15 protein-coding genes and 1 tRNA gene are annotated in these 15,716 nt (G+C 55.9%); 10 read left to right on the top strand and 6 right to left on the bottom strand.

Annotation, left to right across the window (positions count from 1 at the left end; translation table 11 throughout):
• Window positions 1–4 precede the first annotated feature (4 nt).
• Complete coding sequence (locus KZZ06_RS03840) at window positions 5–2,194, top strand: molybdopterin cofactor-binding domain-containing protein (protein WP_219578733.1); 2,190 nt, start codon at window positions 5–7, stop codon at window positions 2,192–2,194.
• 115 nt (window positions 2,195–2,309) lie between these two features.
• On the opposite strand, the gene KZZ06_RS03835 is transcribed toward KZZ06_RS03840, so the two are convergent.
• Window positions 2,310–3,479 (bottom strand): benzoate/H(+) symporter BenE family transporter, encoded by a 1,170-nt coding sequence (locus tag KZZ06_RS03835; protein ID WP_219578732.1) that lies wholly within the window; start codon window positions 3,477–3,479, stop codon window positions 2,310–2,312.
• Between the two features lie 211 nt (window positions 3,480–3,690).
• Here KZZ06_RS03835 and KZZ06_RS03830 point away from each other — a divergent pair, with 211 nt between their 5' ends.
• A complete protein-coding gene (locus KZZ06_RS03830; protein WP_219578731.1) occupies window positions 3,691–4,875 on the top strand; it encodes an aminotransferase class V-fold PLP-dependent enzyme in 1,185 nt (394 codons plus the stop codon).
• A 179-nt stretch (window positions 4,876–5,054) separates the two neighbouring features.
• On the opposite strand, the gene KZZ06_RS03825 is transcribed toward KZZ06_RS03830, so the two are convergent.
• Window positions 5,055–6,263 (bottom strand): GAF domain-containing sensor histidine kinase, encoded by a 1,209-nt coding sequence (locus KZZ06_RS03825; protein ID WP_219578730.1) that lies wholly within the window; start codon window positions 6,261–6,263, stop codon window positions 5,055–5,057.
• A gap of 420 nt (window positions 6,264–6,683) precedes the next feature.
• Here KZZ06_RS03825 and KZZ06_RS03820 point away from each other — a divergent pair, with 420 nt between their 5' ends.
• The 8 genes from KZZ06_RS03820 to KZZ06_RS03785 all read left to right on the top strand — a co-directional run bounded on the left by KZZ06_RS03820 (window position 6,684) and on the right by KZZ06_RS03785 (window position 12,358).
• A complete protein-coding gene (locus KZZ06_RS03820; RefSeq protein WP_219578729.1) occupies window positions 6,684–8,426 on the top strand; it encodes a tetratricopeptide repeat-containing sulfotransferase family protein in 1,743 nt (580 codons plus the stop codon).
• 292 nt (window positions 8,427–8,718) lie between these two features.
• Window positions 8,719–9,021 carry a hypothetical protein gene (locus KZZ06_RS03815; protein ID WP_219578728.1) on the top strand — a complete coding sequence of 101 codons (303 nt, stop codon included), beginning with the start codon at window positions 8,719–8,721 and terminating at the stop codon, window positions 9,019–9,021.
• A 159-nt stretch (window positions 9,022–9,180) separates the two neighbouring features.
• Window positions 9,181–9,771, top strand: coding sequence for a rhodanese-like domain-containing protein (locus KZZ06_RS03810; protein ID WP_219578727.1), 591 nt, complete (start codon window positions 9,181–9,183; stop codon window positions 9,769–9,771).
• 96 nt (window positions 9,772–9,867) lie between these two features.
• A complete protein-coding gene (locus tag KZZ06_RS03805) occupies window positions 9,868–10,290 on the top strand; it encodes a GFA family protein (protein WP_219578726.1) in 423 nt (140 codons plus the stop codon).
• 208 nt (window positions 10,291–10,498) lie between these two features.
• Window positions 10,499–10,723 (top strand): hypothetical protein, encoded by a 225-nt coding sequence (locus KZZ06_RS03800; RefSeq protein ID WP_219578725.1) that lies wholly within the window; start codon window positions 10,499–10,501, stop codon window positions 10,721–10,723.
• Complete coding sequence (locus tag KZZ06_RS03795; RefSeq protein ID WP_219578724.1) at window positions 10,720–11,718, top strand: permease; 999 nt, start codon at window positions 10,720–10,722, stop codon at window positions 11,716–11,718. The genes KZZ06_RS03800 and KZZ06_RS03795 overlap by 4 nt, the downstream gene beginning before the upstream one ends.
• Before the next feature lie 11 nt (window positions 11,719–11,729).
• Window positions 11,730–11,957, top strand: a complete 228-nt coding sequence (locus KZZ06_RS03790) for a thioredoxin family protein (protein ID WP_219578723.1) — start codon at window positions 11,730–11,732, stop codon at window positions 11,955–11,957.
• The gene (locus KZZ06_RS03785; protein WP_219578722.1) at window positions 11,954–12,358 is read left to right on the top strand and encodes an OsmC family protein; all 405 of its coding nucleotides are present in this window, start codon (window positions 11,954–11,956) and stop codon (window positions 12,356–12,358) included. The genes KZZ06_RS03790 and KZZ06_RS03785 overlap by 4 nt, the downstream gene beginning before the upstream one ends.
• Before the next feature lie 120 nt (window positions 12,359–12,478).
• On the opposite strand, the gene KZZ06_RS03780 is transcribed toward KZZ06_RS03785, so the two are convergent.
• From KZZ06_RS03780 to KZZ06_RS03765, 4 genes are all read right to left on the bottom strand, one after another.
• Window positions 12,479–12,553: transfer RNA gene (locus KZZ06_RS03780), tRNA-Gln, on the bottom strand.
• 79 nt (window positions 12,554–12,632) lie between these two features.
• Window positions 12,633–13,949 (bottom strand): mechanosensitive ion channel family protein, encoded by a 1,317-nt coding sequence (locus tag KZZ06_RS03775; protein WP_219578721.1) that lies wholly within the window; start codon window positions 13,947–13,949, stop codon window positions 12,633–12,635.
• A gap of 136 nt (window positions 13,950–14,085) precedes the next feature.
• Complete coding sequence (locus KZZ06_RS03770; RefSeq protein ID WP_219578720.1) at window positions 14,086–15,075, bottom strand: NADPH:quinone reductase; 990 nt, start codon at window positions 15,073–15,075, stop codon at window positions 14,086–14,088.
• Between the two features lie 54 nt (window positions 15,076–15,129).
• On the bottom strand, window positions 15,130–15,639 hold the full coding sequence (locus KZZ06_RS03765) for an SH3 domain-containing protein (RefSeq protein ID WP_219578719.1): 510 nt from the start codon (window positions 15,637–15,639) through the stop codon (window positions 15,130–15,132).
• Window positions 15,640–15,716 lie beyond the last annotated feature (77 nt).

Below are 15,716 nucleotides of genomic sequence, written 5' to 3'. Positions count from 1 at the left end.
GCAAATGACCATCAACACATCCCGTCGCGGGTTCCTTAAGGGGGCAGGCGCTGCCATAGCGGTTCTGGCCGTGGGCGTTACGCCCAAAGGCACACTTGCCGCCGCCAGCACCGAAGCCGCGACAGGCATCACGCCCTTCGTTAAAATCTACGCCGATGGCACCGTCGCTGCCGTGATCAAGCATTTCGAAGGGGGCCAAGGTGCGTCCACGGGTCTGTCCACCCTGATCGCCGAAGAGCTGAACATGGAGCTGGAAGACATCACCTTTGAAATGGCCCCGTCGAACCCAGCGGTCTATAACAACCTGTTTTTCGGTCCGTTCCAGGGTACTGGTGGTTCAACGGCGATTGCCAATTCTTTCATGCAGTACCGGACAGCAGGGGCCGCCGCGCGCGATGTCCTGTTGCAGGCGGCCGCCGTTGAATGGGGGGTTGACGCAACCGCGCTGACCCTCAAGGACGGTACAATCACGGGTGCCGGTAAAGAAGGCAAAATCGGTGATTTTGTCGCTGCCGCCGCGCAGTTAGAAGTGCCAGCCGAACCCAAGTTGAAAGACCCCGAAGAGTGGACGCAAATCGGTAACCCGCAAAAGGCGCGCCGTGACAGCCATGACAAGATCAACGGCGAAGGCATCTTTAGCATGGATGTTCAGCTTGAAAACCAGATGGTCGTGGCCATCAAACGCATCCCGCAATTCGGCGCGACAGTTGTTTCTTTCGATGACAGCGCCGCCAAGGACATGAAGGGCTTTATCATGGCCCAAGCCCTGCCGAATGGTGCAGGTGTGGCGGTCTATGCTGAAAACACATGGGCCGCGTTTCAGGCCCGCGATGCGATCGAAGTTGAATGGGATCTGAGCAAAGCGGAAACCCGCAGCAGCGACGAGATCAAGGCAGAGCTGCTTGCCGCTGTGAACACGAAGCCTGAATACCAAGCGTCTAAAACCACCCTAACCGAGACAGCCACAGCGATGGACGGCGCGGCACAAGTGGTCGAGCGCGAGTTCTTCCTGCCGCTGTTGGCCCATGCCCCGATGGAGCCGATGTCCGCCACGATTGCCGCCACCGAAGACGGCAGCGTGATCATGTACGACGGGGCCCAAGGCCCGACGGTGAACCACGGCACGATGCATCAGATCCTTGGCATTCCGATGGAGAAAATTCAGGTTAAAACGCTTTATGCTGGTGGTTTCTTTGGCCGTCGCCTGAACGCCGGTGCCGATTACCTTGTCGAGGTCACGCTCGCTTTTGCGATGACGGACAAGACCCGTCCGGTGAAACTTGTGTGGTCGCGCGAAGACGACATTACCGGCGGTTGGTATCGCCCGGCCTATGCCCATAAAGTGCGGGTTGGTTTGGATGATACCGGCAAGATCGTCGGCTGGGATCACCGGATTGCCGGTCAATCCATCGCCAAAGGCGGACCATTCGAGGCGATGATCGTACATGATGGCGTGGATCACACGTCCGTCGAGGGCACCGTTGATACGCTATATTCGATCCCCGGCATGCATGTCGGCCTGACGGACGGTAGCGTTGCCACCACGGTGAACTTCTGGCGGTCGGTCGGGCATAGCCACAACGCCTATGTTATGGAAACCATGATGGATGTGGCCGCAGCCGCAGCGGGCCAAGATCCGGTCAGTTTCCGGCTCGCGCATCTTCCAGGTGACACGCCGGATCAAATTCGCAAAGCGGGTGTTCTGAAACTGGCCGCAGAAAAGGCCGGGTTCGGAAAAGACCTGCCAGCGGGCCATTTCCACGGTGTGGCTGTCCACAAATCCTTTGGCACCTACTGCGCCGAAGTTTGTGAAATCTCGGTTGATGGGGACGGCGTTGTGCAGATCGAAAAGTTCACGGCGGTCGCTGACTGCGGTGTGGCGGTGAACCCCGATGTGATCAAAGCACAGGTCGAAGGCGCAATTGGCTATGGGGTCGGGCACATCATGCGCGATGAAATCACGCTGGATGGCGGTGTCGTAGAGCAGCAGAATTTCCCTGACTACGAGCCGCTTCGGATGCGTGACATCAAGGCGATCGAAGTTCACATCGTCACATCGAACGAAGCCCCCACTGGCATCGGTGAACCCGGAACGCCCCCGGCGGGTCCTGCGCTCGCCAACGCGATTGCCGCGTCGGGGCGCGATCTTGTCACGCACCTGCCTATGATCAAAAGCGACGTTACATTCGCGTGATCCGCTTGCAGACCGCCGTTGCCACGTGACAATGGCGGTCTGCATTTCCTCATCTTCAGTTGAGTTGACGCATCTGTGGTGGCCACACCTCTTGTGGCGCACCGTCAGCCCTGCGCTACCTCGTGCGCGCCTTCGCCGCCCAAACGAGCGCGCCGGCAATGACGCCCCAAAATGCACCGCTCACGCCAAAGAGTGTCATGCCGCTTGCTGCAATCAGGAATGTCATCGCGGGGGCCTCTAATTGCGCTGTGTTATTGAAAGCGGCCGAAACCGAACCGACCAATGCGGGGATAAGCGCAAGACCCGCGACTGCCGTTATTAAGGCAGAAGGTGCCAAGCCCGCCAGTGACGTGACGGCGGCTGCGGCACATGCCAATGCAACATAAACGAGACCGGATGTGATCGCGGCCCAATAGCGCGTCGCCGGATCGCGGCCTGCGTCCTCACCGGCCATCATCGCGGCGGTTATGGCGGACATGTTGACGGGGACAGATCCGAACGGCGCAATCAGCAAACTGACGAAGCCGGTTTTGCGTATCAGCGGTTGCCGGTCCACGGTGTAGCCGTTCAACTCTAGTACTGCAAAGCCGGGGATATTCTGACCTGCCATCGTGACCAGATAGAGCGGCAAAGCGATCGAGAAGAATGCCCGAACGGTAAAGAGCGGCGCAACGGGGTCAAAGGCCGGCAACCATGCCGTGCTGGTTTGAACCACGCCACCCGACCCATCGACAGTGAAATAGAGAACCGCAAGAAAGGCAATGACGGCAAATGGCATCGCGGCCAGCCTGTTCCACGCCAACCCGATCACCCAAGCAACAAGCACAGGCAATACCAAGACCGGTATTGTGCCCAAGGCCAAGGCGGGGGCCAAACATAGTTTAAGCAGAACGCCAGCCAGCAGCGCATTTGCAATCGGCTTGGGAATAGCCGCAACAATGCGTCCAAGGGATGGGATCAAACCCGTCAAGACGATCAATCCGGCACAGCAAATCATCGCGCCAACCGCTTCGCTAAAGCCACCCGGCAACATTACCGTCGCAGCAAGAAACGCAGCACCGGGTGTTGACCATGCAACAGCGGCGGGGATCCGCGTTACCGCCGGAAGCCAGATACTGCAGACCCCCATGCCAAGTGTTGCAAAAAACAGACCTGTTGCAGCTTGGCCGTCAGTGGCCCCCATGGCTTTCATTCCTGCAAGAACGATCGCGAAAGACGCCGAATACCCCACGAACGCTGCAAGCAGCCCCATGTAAACGGCTGGAATTGAAAGTTGGCGGATCATTGGCGCGGCACCCATGGATTGACTTCGGGGCAAACTTGCAGAGCGTCCCGCCCTTTTCCAGAGCGGATTCAGAGTTCATCGAAATAAAAGGAGCTCGCACGCACAGCCAACCCCGGCGCGTTTGGCAGCGAAAGACAGCTCTGCGCCCGTCTTGCATCAATTCGGCAATGTCGCCAAAGTCCGCAAACAGAATTTGGCAGTGGGTGGAAGCATGAGCGCGATAGATATCGAAAAAGTTAGAAGCGAAACACCCGGAATACAGGTTTCGACCCATTTGCTGGCCTCTGGTTCCGCGCTTATGCCGCAATGCGTCGTGAATGCCGTGATAGAGTACACCCAACTTGAAGCACAGTTCGGCGGCTATGAGGCGCAAGCGCAGCAAGCGGACAAACTTGAACGCGTTTACAGCTCTGTGGCGCGCCATATCGGCGCAAACACACGCGAAATTGCAGTTATGGAGAATGCGACGGTGGGGTGGTGCCATGCGTTTTATGCACTGCCACTCAAGCGTGGTGCGCGCATTCTAACCTGCGAGGCCGAATACGCGGCGAATTACGTCGCTTTCCTTCAAAGGGCAAAGCGCGACGATTTGAGGATCGAGGTCATACCCTCGGATGAGACCGGCGCGTTGGACATAACGGCCCTGGAAAACACGATAGATGATGACGTCGGGCTGATTGCCATCACCTGGATTCCAACCAACGGTGGTTTGGTCAACCCCGCAGCCGAAGTGGGGAAAATCGCACAGGCGCACGGCGTTCCTTACCTGCTTGATGCGTGTCAGGCGGCAGGGCAGATGCGTATCGATGTAGCTGAATTACAATGTGATTTCCTGTCGGCCACAGGGCGGAAATTTCTGCGTGGTCCGCGCGGCACAGGGTTTCTTTATGTGAAAGAAAAATGGCTGGCATCCTTGGAACCCGCGATGATCGACCATTTTGGCGCACCTTGGGTGGCACGCGATAGGTACGAGCTTCGCGATGACGCAAGACGGTTTGAAACCTGGGAGAATTCCTGCGCTCTCAGAGCCGGTCTTGGCGCGGCAATCGACTATGCTGATCAAATCGGTATCGATCTGATTGCAGAGCGGATCAGCATGCTGGCTGAACAAACCAGATCGCTGCTTGCGGAAGACCCACAGATCACGCTGCACGATCTGGGATCGACCAAATGCGGGATCGTCAGCTTTTCTATCAATGACACGGACCCGGAGGCGGTCATTCAGCATATGGCAGCAGAACGCTTTGTAATTGGTGCGTCGCAACCTTCAAGCACGCGCATTGATGCCGAACGTCGCAGCCTTCCGACGGTCCTGCGCATCGCGCCCCATTATTACAATACCGAGTATGATATCACTCAGGCTGTCGCGCGGCTTCGCTCATATGGATTTGCCTAAGGGTGGGCCTTGGCCAGCAGCTCATTCATCAATTGGATCATAGACGAACCTAGTTACAATATCCGCATTGTTTATATCGACTTGTAGCGTCTACCCGGCGACGAACTTTATCGCTTTTCAGATCCGGGTGCTGACGTGTGCTGACAGGTTAACTGGGTCAGACCGGCCAATCAGCCCGGTTAAGCAGTCTTCATGCGCCAAGCGGGCAAGCGGATTATTGCAGCGGTACAGTCCTCGGTGGCTTGCACCTCGAATTCTCCACCATGAAGCTCTACCAATTTCCGCGTCAACGGAAGACCAAGCCCCAATCCGCCCCGCGTATCCCTGTTATTGATGCTGCCACCAACAACGAAAGGTTCGTACAGCGCCGCGAGTTCGACATTTTCGTCCAGCCTGCCATCATCAGTGATCGAAATTTCAATGTTGCCGGACGCGTCTATACGGCTTCCTACGGTGGTTTTCTGGCCACCATGGTTGATCGCATTAAGAGCAAGGGCGTGCAGAGCAAGTTTGATCTGATCAGGATCGATAAATATCGGGCCGGTTAGTGAACCTTCTACAACAGTAATCGTCTTCAATTCACCATCAGCGCCCGGCAATACCAGTTCGGCAATGCCTTCCACTATGACTTCCAACTCGCAGACACGTTCATTCAGGGACAGTTCCCCGGTCGCGGCGTTACTGTATGCAATAATCGTTTCAACGAGCCCCATCAGATGCTCGGCTGATTTTCGTGCCGAGCTTACCAATGCCTTGTTGGTACCTCGTTCTGCCATCGCTTCAAGTAACTGCAAACTACCAAAGAGAATGGTGAGCGGCGTACGCAACTCATGCCCGATAAGGGTAATGAACGTCGACTTTGCGCCTTCGTCTTTTGTTTGGTCCACTGGTCTTGGCGGGACACCTTCCAGCGCAGCAACAACGGCCTTTCCCAAATCTGCTAGAATGGACATTTGGTGATCCGATGGCGCTTCATGAGGAACCAGATCAAGGACGCATAAACTTCCCAAACGTTGTCCCGACGACAGCACCAGTGGGACCCCGGCATAGAACCGGGCACCGGGCCCGCCTTCAGCAACCATAGGATGGGCTTCAAACCGGGGGTCTTTGCTGAGGTCCGGCACCACCATCGGTTTGCCGGACATGATCGTATGGGTGCAAAAGCTGTTGTTCTTCGGCATCCGTCCAAGCTCGATCCCTACGACAGATTTGTACCACTGGGTGTCACCCTCAACGACACTGATATGTGCAATCGGGCAGTCAAGAATTTTCCTCGTCGCCTCGCAAATCGCATCGAAGACGCCAGCATTCGCTTCGCTCAGGCCGGGAACAGCAAATACGGACCGAAGACGTGCTTCCTCGTTAAAAGGAATAGGATAAGTTCTCACTTTGGACCTCGCTGAATTTCGTACTCAGCAAGATAGTAGCTGTATGCGATGCGCAATCAACTGCCGGCTGCTTCGATTAATTGATGTATTGATAGATATTTAGGCCACAGTAACTTTGGGCCGGAAGCGGACTTTAGACATGGTCCGAATGAATGGCAGCCACAGGTGTTAGCCGCAGCCATTCACAACAGGCAGGGAATTGCCTATTTCTGCAGCGTTCACAAAGGTTTGTAGTGCGGATGGAGCCGCCGTTCAGCAATACCATTTGAATGTCAGTATTCCCCATGAAATTGATTCTAATACCTTTCACGCACAGATGAATTGCCAGCCGCGCGTACCGTCGTGGATTCGCTGCAGGGCAATTGCAGTAGCAACTTGTGCGAAAGGTCTTGCCAGGACTGTAATTAAGGAGCGACCTTTTTGCTATCAGCCGTATCGAACATTGTGCTGGCCCAACAGGAGCTCGCGCAACGCCGGTTCAAGAACGTTCTAAAATATGCGCGCAAGGCACAAAAGGAAGCACCGCATTCCCCAGTCCCCGAAAATCTGGCTGGCATAGCGCTCAGCGCAATGTCGCGAACGGGCGAAGCGGTGAACAGTTTCAAGCGGGCCATTCTCTTGGACCCCGGCTATGCAGAAGCCCGAAAGAACTTGGCTCAAACTTACTTGCTTATGGGACAGTATGAGAATGCGCTTCTCGCCCTGCACGCCGTGCCTGAAACACCTGATGCCGTCTATTTGAAAGCGCAGGGTCTCGCGGCTCTGAAACGAAAGCAGGAAGCTCTGGCGGCAGCAACGCAATACATTGCATGCAATCAAGAGGACAAGGCAGGGTACAAGCTTAGGGCATTCATTCGGCTTCAGTTTGGATTGATCGCTGATGCATTGGAAGACTATGAAAAAGTAATTTCAATCGATCCGCTGGATGCGGAGACGTTGACCCGCATGAGTTTGCCACTGGCGCGCCATCTGAGGTTTGATGATGCGTTGAACTTCGCCCTGCGCGCCGTGGAGATCGACCCCGACAATATAAGTGCTCAGTTGCGCCTTGCTGCACAATTTTCAGAGATGGGCAAAACGGAGCAATCAATAGCCACGTATAGGCATGTGTTGAGCTTGGATCCCTCTCAGGCCAGCGCGTTGAAAGCGTTAAGTGAAATGCTGAGCGGCGAAGACTTGGCTGATTTGGAGCTTCAAGTCGCCGACGCGCTATTCCGCGTTGGTAAAGGTTCGGAAGACGAAGCCTTTCTGCTTTTCGCCCGTTTTCATATCCTTTCGGGGAAAGGCGCGCGCGAACAGGCAGATCGAGATATTATCCAAGCAAATAACTTTTTCGCCAACCGCAGCCACTATAACGCGAAAGCCGAACGCGAGGCTGCTGAGGGTATACTGAAACGTTTCCCCAATGTTCTGCCACCGAAAAAGGAAATCCGCACCGCGCCAACGCCGATCTTCGTTTTGGGCCTGCCAAGATCAGGCACTACTCTGGTTGAGGCGATGCTTGGACGTCACGCCAAGGTCGTTCCCTTGGGCGAACGCGGTACGATCGGTTTCCTTCTCGAAGAGACGATCCATCGCGGCCTGCCATTTACTGCGCGCGAGATCGAAGAACTCAGGGCCGAGGACCTCCGGTTGCTCCCTGAACTGCCTGTTGATGCACTGGCCTATGTCGATAAAATGCCTGCAAACTTCCGGATAGTTGGTTTCCTTAAATCAATCTATCCCGAGTCTAAAATCGTGAACGTCCGGCGGGATCCGCGCGATATTGCCCTGTCGATGTTCCAGGCCCATTTCTCAAGTTCAGCACTGAATTATACCTATGATCGCAAGGCCATGTCCGATTACTTCAATCTTTACGCTCGCATGATGTCACATTGGCATAAGGTATTTCCGGGGCAAATCTACGATATTCACTACGAGGCTTTGGTTGAGGACATCGAAGGTGAAGGTCGCAAACTTGCCAAGCATTGCGGGATCGAATGGAACTCTCAAATGGCATCGCCGGATCAAACGACGTCCCAGGTCCTGACAATGAGCGCCAATCAATTGCGTACGCCTATTCACACCCAATCGATTGGAAAGTGGCGGGACCGCCAAAAGTTACTGGCACCTTTTCTGCAGGGACTAGATCACGCGCTTTGGCCCGAGGTCGAAACAGAGTAAGCTAGCCCACCCGAGATTTGTCGGTTTATTTAGGGTCTGCCCGGTCGATACCATGCATGGTTTTTATATGTTGGGCTCGAAGGCGACACTCGTGTTGGTTTTCAAGCAAAGCAGATATTGGCGCAAACAGTAGCGCATATCTGGATTCAGCGTTTGTGTTGAGGAACAGGAACGGCCCAAAGCGGCCCTTCGTACTGTATTACACCCCACCAAACCAGATATTCGCGATGCCTCGCGGCTGGTATTGCATCAAGGCGCGTGCCATCTTTCCCCTAGAGAGGGACGATTACCTATGATTACCGAGATCGTAACATTCGAGATCAACAAAGAGATGGAGCGCGAGCGCGTCGTCGCGCTCTTTGAGGAAAGCGCCAAAATTTGGCGGGCACACCCCAAGCTGCACCGCAAGAACTACCTCTATGACCCTGAGGCCGGGATCGCGGGTGGTGTGTATACTTGGGACAGTGTCGCCGACGCACAGGCGGCACACGGAGAAGCGTTTCGTGCCCGCGTCGCCGAGACTTTTGGCAGCACGCCGCGCTTTCAGTACTTTGAGACCCCAGTCGTGGTTCAGAACGACCTCGCCCACGATTAGACACCTCCAGAATGCGCCTTGACGGTCACCGCCGCAGTCAGACGAAAACCTTCTCCGTGACGATTGGCCGCTCTGCGACACCATGAAATGTGATGACGGAGTACCGTTCAACGACTAAGCTTTGCCCTAGGCTGCGGATGAAATCTGGAGGACCAAGTCATGAAAAATCTCGCGTGGACAATCGCCCTGACACTCGTCGCTGGGACTGCGATGGCACAAACCGAGGTGGGTATCACCAAAGACATGCCCTCGGTCACCGTGCCGACAGAGAGCGGTATGGTGACGATCGACAGGATCCAAGATACTAAAAATCAGATCAGCGGTGAATGGGCGCTGACCTCTCGCAGCTGCCCGAATTTTTGCATTCAACCGCACAGTCCTGCGGAAGGGGTCACCACGATCGGCGAACTGGAACTGATCGAGATGCTAAAGGACTCCGAAGCTGTGGTGGTGGACAGCCGCACACGTGACTGGTTCGAAGGCGGCACTATTCCCGGTGCGATAAACATCCCTTACACCTATGTTGTCGACGAACTTGGCCAACTGGGGTGTGAGCCGGATTTCGACGGATGGGACTGTGCGGCAGCCAAGCCTGTAGCGCTGTTTTGCAACGGCGCCTGGTGCGGTCAGTCGCCCTCCGCGATCCGCAACATGATCACGGCGGGCTATCCCGCAGACCGCATTTTCTATTATCGCGGTGGCATGCAAATCTGGCGTCTGCTTGGCCTGACTGTGATTGGCGGCGAATAACGGCATTCAGCGGCCTTCATGATCGCCGCTAGTATTCTGTAATTATAGTTAAGCCGGTTATGATCGCTTAGAGCTCACGGAAAAGGACTGTTCAAGATGGAACCCGTTTCACGCAAACACCTAGCATCATGCCATTGCGGAGGCGTGCAGTTTGAAGTCCAGCTCACTGACGGATTGAATACTATCCGCCGCTGTTCATGTTCTTACTGCCGCATGCGAGGCGCAATCGCCGTATCCGCCCAACTGGACGGTATCAGCTTTCTGAAAGGCGAAGACAGTCTAACCCTCTACCAATTCAATACAAAAACAGCCAAGCACTACTTCTGCCCGGTTTGTGGAATTTACACTCACCACCAACGCAGATCCAATCCAAATCAGTTTGGTATCAATGTCGCCTGCCTCGAAGGCGTGAGCCCATTCGATTTCGCGGAAGTTGTGGTGAATGACGGCGTAAATCATCCGTCTGATGCGTCATCAGGACCACTGATCGCAGGCATTTTACGCTATAGTCCTACATAGGTCGCTGGAAACGAACGGCGGTAAAGTCTGCATAGCCGTCGCTCTACAAAGGGCCGCTTTCCTGTCCCCAGCCCATTCTGGGCTTACGCTATGGTTTCACCCAAAGCATGCCCTGCCGGTAATATCGTCATCGCATCCAATCGAATGATCTGGGTCAAGGAACTGCACCTCAGCTTATGCGAAAATGCGTATAAGTAGAGGTGCACCTATGATTTTTTATCTCCTGTCCGCTCTTGTCCGGCCTGCGTGGTTGGCCCCTATGCGGATACCGCGCGACGAAGACGCGCGAAACCGGATGCTGGGCCATATGCAAGCTGGTGTAGCGGCGGATCGGGGGCTGTATCGGATCAGGCCGGACCAACCGCCATATCTGTGGGCAGGGCTGAACGCTGCACTTGTTGACGAAACCATTAATGGGGCGGTGGCGGAATGAATGTTTTCGGTTGGATGAACGATCAATTGCTTCGAATGCAATGGTTGTCTGATCTGGTGACCGCGGGCGTAGAGTGGGTCGGCCTTGATCCAGCCTCGCGTATCGGTGGATCGGTGCAGTTCTTTGTCTATGACGTTGTCAAAATCTTCATCCTGCTCTCGGTGTTGATCTTCTTAATCTCCTATGTGCAAAGCTATTTCCCGCCCGAACGTACACGGCGGATTTTGAGTGGCCGAGAGGGCATCGGCGCAAATATCCTTGGTGCTTTGTTGGGCACCATCACCCCGTTTTGCTCGTGTTCATCGATCCCGCTGTTCATCGGCTTTACTGCTGCTGGCTTGCCGCTGGGTGTTACGTTCTCGTTCCTGATTTCGTCGCCGTTGGTTGATATGGCGTCGGTCATTCTGCTTGCCTCGATCTTTAGCTGGCCAATTGCGCTCGCTTATGTCGGCGTTGGATTGGTGGTGGCTGTGATCGGCGGCACGTTGATCGGCCAGCTGCGCATGGAAGGGCAGGTTGCCGACTTTGTACGCACTGTGCCGGTGTTAGATGCTGACGAAACGATGACCAGAAACGAGCGCATCGGTTTTGCCCGCGATCAAGTCATGGATATCGTCAAAAAGGTCTGGCCCTACGTCCTGATCGGGGTCGGTATTGGCGCTGCCATTCACAACTGGGTGCCTGCGGAAACGATTTCAGCGCTGCTTGGTCAGGATAAATGGTGGGCGGTTCCGGTGGCCACGGTGATAGGCATCCCGATGTATGCCGACATTTTCGGAACCCTGCCGATCGCCGAGGCGCTGGTCGGCAAAGGCGTCGGGCTTGGGACAGTGCTGGCCTTTATGATGGCCGTCACCGCGCTATCGCTGCCTTCGCTCATTATGCTCAAGCGGGTCGTAAAGATGCCGTTGCTGGTCACATTCACGGGGATTGTGACCGTCGGCATCCTGACAATAGGCTTTGTTTTCAACGCCATCACGCATCTATTCATTTGAAAGGACACAACATGATTATCAAAATCCTCGGCTCGGGCTGCAAAAAATGCGTAACCTTGGGCGACAACGCAAAGGCGGCCGCAGAGGCCGCCGGTAAGGACGTCGAAATCGTCAAGGTAACCGATTTTGCTGAAATCGCCGCTTACGGCGTGATGTCGACGCCTGCGCTGGTGGTGGATGATCGGGTGCTGTCCTCGGGGAAAGTTCTGAGCGCCGCAGAGATAGGCCAAATGCTGTGACGGATTATCGCGTTTCTGCCCGCCGTATCGATAGCCATGGCAGCCTTGCCGTGGCGAAAGAAGCCGAGATCGTCTTGGATACCGACCTAGCGGGCCGCAGCGATGCGATGAACCCGGTTGAATTGCTGCTATCGGCGCTGGCTGCATGCATGCTGAAAGGGATTGAACGGGTTACACCGCTTTTGCAGTTTCAGTTGCAGGGGGCCGAGGTCTATTTGGAAGGCATCCGGCAAGATGTGCCGCCCAAGCTGACGTTGATCCGCTACCGGATCGAAGTGGACAGTGACGAGACAGATGCCCGGCTTGACCTTCTGCACCGCAACGTTCTGAAATACGGCACAATCTCCAACACCCTTTCCGCCGCCGTTCCCCTGGAAGGGAGCCTGATCCGGAAGGTCTGACGCATTTGGCCTGCGCCTTGGCAGGAGCAATCCACGTGCATCCCATCATGCGAAGGTTGGGATGCAATTTCAAAGCCACAGGGCGAAGAGCCCCGGTTTTTTACAAATTTTGAAGAGTAGTGGCTGGGATGGTAGGATTCGAACCTACGATCTACTGTACCAAAAACAGGTGCCCTACCGCTAGGCCACATCCCATCACTGGCCGTTATTTAGTCCGGGTTTCAGGATGGTGCAAGACCTGATTGATGAAAAAATGCAGAGTTTCGGGTGAAATTTATTCGTTAGCGGCTCGATCGGTCAGCAAGTCGCTCTCTGTACCGGCGCGTTCTTGATCAATGATCTGCTCCAGAGCTTTCTCTGCGTTTGCATCGACGTCTTGCGGGGCCATCGAGGGGGGCGCTGCTGGCGTTCCTGGAGTTTGGGGCTGCGTCTCTTTGCTAGGCACCTCGGCAGGGCGTGTCAGCCTGTAGGTTGGTTCCGGCATGGCAAAGCCGGCGCGGTCAAACGCCGCTATCGTTAGGCGAATTGCTTCGCCGCGGGCAAGGTCAATACTGGTATCGGTTTGGTCCACCCATGCCGCAAGTTGCAGTGAAATCGTGCTATCCCCGATGGTTTCGATCCAAACGCTGGGTTCTGGCGTATCCAGAACAAAGGGCAACGCGGCCAACGTCTCAAGGGCGAGGGTGCGCGCCGCGGCGAAATCGGTATCGGGGGCCATACCCAGTTCAAAGGAAAAACGGCGCTCGGCGTTGCGCGTGAAATTAACGATTCGGCTTTTGAAGACGGTCGCATTCGGGATTCGGATGTGATTGCCATCAAAGCTGAGAAGAATCGTGGCGCGGCTGGTCAGGCGGATGACCTTGCCGGTGTCGCCTTCGATCTCGATTGTATCGTTGGGCCGGAAGGGTTGGCGAATCGATAGCATGATGGATGCGATGAAATTTTCGACGGTGTCACGGACGGCAAAACCGATTGCCAGACCGACGATCCCTGCCGCACCCAGAATGCCGGACAAAAGCGCAGTCGCGCCGACAATATCAAGGGCAAGCACCAGAGCCGCGATGATAAACAGCATTCGGATGACCTGTCGGTAAATGTCGGCGATGAACAGGTTCGGGGCAATTCTGTTCCATGGCTGCTGCCACCTTGCGATGAAAAAGCCCAAAAGAACAATTCCGACAAAAACGGCCAAAGCGATGCCAGCAAGGGGCAGGAACGCCACGGCTTGTGCGATGCGGGCCTTGAACCGGTCAAGAACGGGGTTCAGGCGGTCGGCGACATCGGTGGTTTCCGCCACCTCGTTTTCGATTGCGACAACCCCTTCGATACGCCCGACAAGATCGTTAAGTTGCTTTGTCTTTTGGGTGTCGACTGTGGTGCCGGTCAGGGTCACGATGCCGGCTGAAACGGCGACCTCCACACTGGCATACCCGTCCAGTTCAGCCAGGATATCGCGAATCCGCTTTGCAATGGCGCGGTCGCCGGCGGCGCTTTCTTGTATGGTTATGGTGCCTGTGGGCTGGGTGGTCGTGTTTTGGGCAGTGGCACCCAACGGAAGCAACAGGCAGAAAATCAGTGCTAGAAGTCTCATGGTACATCTCCTGATGCCGGACAAACAGGGTCGCAGGCCTAGACTGTGCCGTGGCACGCAATTTTGCAATCGCGCGCGATTTCTTACAAAGAAATCGGTCCGGAATTTTTTGAAAATTCCGCCCTGCGCCGCACTGTTATTCTGAACAATCAACCAAGATTGCGCCACTGCGCGCACCCGCCTCGACCGCCTCGTGGGCGCGTATTGTCTCGGACAGCGGGAATATCTGCTCGACGGGGCAGTCCAGCGCGCCGTCGGTCAATGCCTGATGGACCTTGTCGATGGCGATCCGGCGTTGGGCGTCTGTCAGAAGGTAAACCAGAATAATATCGATTGTGACCGCTTTGAAAAGCAGCGGCAAGAACGGCAAGGTCGGGGTCATTTCCTTGGCCGATCCATAGGCTGCGATGCGGCCGTTTGGTTTGATCACTTCGGCATCCAGCCCGACGTTCACGCCGAATTCCACCTCGATCACGGTATCGACGGGCTTGCCGCCGTTCGCCTCCAACACCTGTTCTAACAAATCAGGCGATGCATAATCCAACACCACATCTGCGCCAGCTTTTCGGGCGCGGCGCGCGCCGTCTTTGCCGGTTGTCGCAATCACCTTTGCGCCTGCCCATTTGGCCAGTTGCACGGCCAGATAGCCCACTGTGCCAGCGCCGCCCTGAATCAGGATTGTCTGGCCTTTGACGTCTTCACCGTTAAAAACTGCGTGGCAGGCGGTGAGGGCAGGGATGCCAAAGCTTGCGGCGGCCTCGAACGATACGTCATCAGCCAGATCGACGGCTTGGGCCGAGGGGAGCGTGATATGGGTTGCTGCCGTGCCAAAAGGGCGCTGCCACTGGCCGTTCCAGATCCAAACACGCTGGCCAATGCGTGCCGTATCGACGCCTTCGCCAACTGCTTCGATTACGCCCGCGCCATCGCTGTGCGGAATAACCTGATCAAAGGGGGGCTTTGTCATGCCGGGTCTGCCGCGCCGCGATTTCACATCAGACGGGTTCACGCCGGACATCGCCAAACGCACCAATACTTCGCCTTGGGCCGGGGCGGGCGTTTCCATTTCCACCAGCTTTAGTACATCGCGGGCTTCGCCCAATGTGGAATAGGTAATAGCGCGCATGTGTCATTCCTTGTCTTGTCAAATGTCGTTGGGCCGATGGGGCTTTGCGCAACCCTAGTCGCGTATCTCGCGGGTGCCAACGCCCCAAAGACGTGCCTTGGGGGCCCAGCCTTTGTAGCCGTCTGCGCGCAGAAAACACCATTCAAGGCTGCATTGCCCCAGTCGTGCGATGGCACCGATTTCGAATTCGGCAGCAACGGGCGCGTTCGGGTCCGGGCGCGTCAATAGCTTCATTTTGTCTTGCTCGATCAGCACCGTGCGTGTGCCCGACAGCAGCGAATAATGCACCCAGCCGCCCATGCCATCGCGGTCTTCGACGCGGCGCCAGTGGCCATGTTCAGCCGTGATGCGCAGGGGCATGTCGCGGTGTTTGAACACCCAATCGATACGGTGGGTCAGGGACGGGCCGCGCCGCACGTTGCCCTCGGCGGCCTTCATCGACACAAAACGGGGGACAGGCAGATTGGTGACCTGACCAACCCCCTCTGCCGCCTGGGCGGTGCTGAAAGCCAATGGAATCGATACCAGCGCCCCCAATAGGGCGATACGGAACTTGGATGTCATGACGGCCTGCTTGATCTTTGGTGGTTGATTTTGTGCTCATTTACGCCGCGAAGTTCTTGTGCCTCGTCGCCGCTTGG

It is taken from the genome of Sulfitobacter sp. CW3, assembly GCF_019392245.1.
In the GTDB taxonomy this organism is placed as follows: Bacteria; Pseudomonadota; Alphaproteobacteria; order Rhodobacterales; family Rhodobacteraceae; genus Sulfitobacter.
Note: the sequence above shows the minus strand (reverse complement) of the source record. Positions and strands in the feature narration are given on the sequence as shown.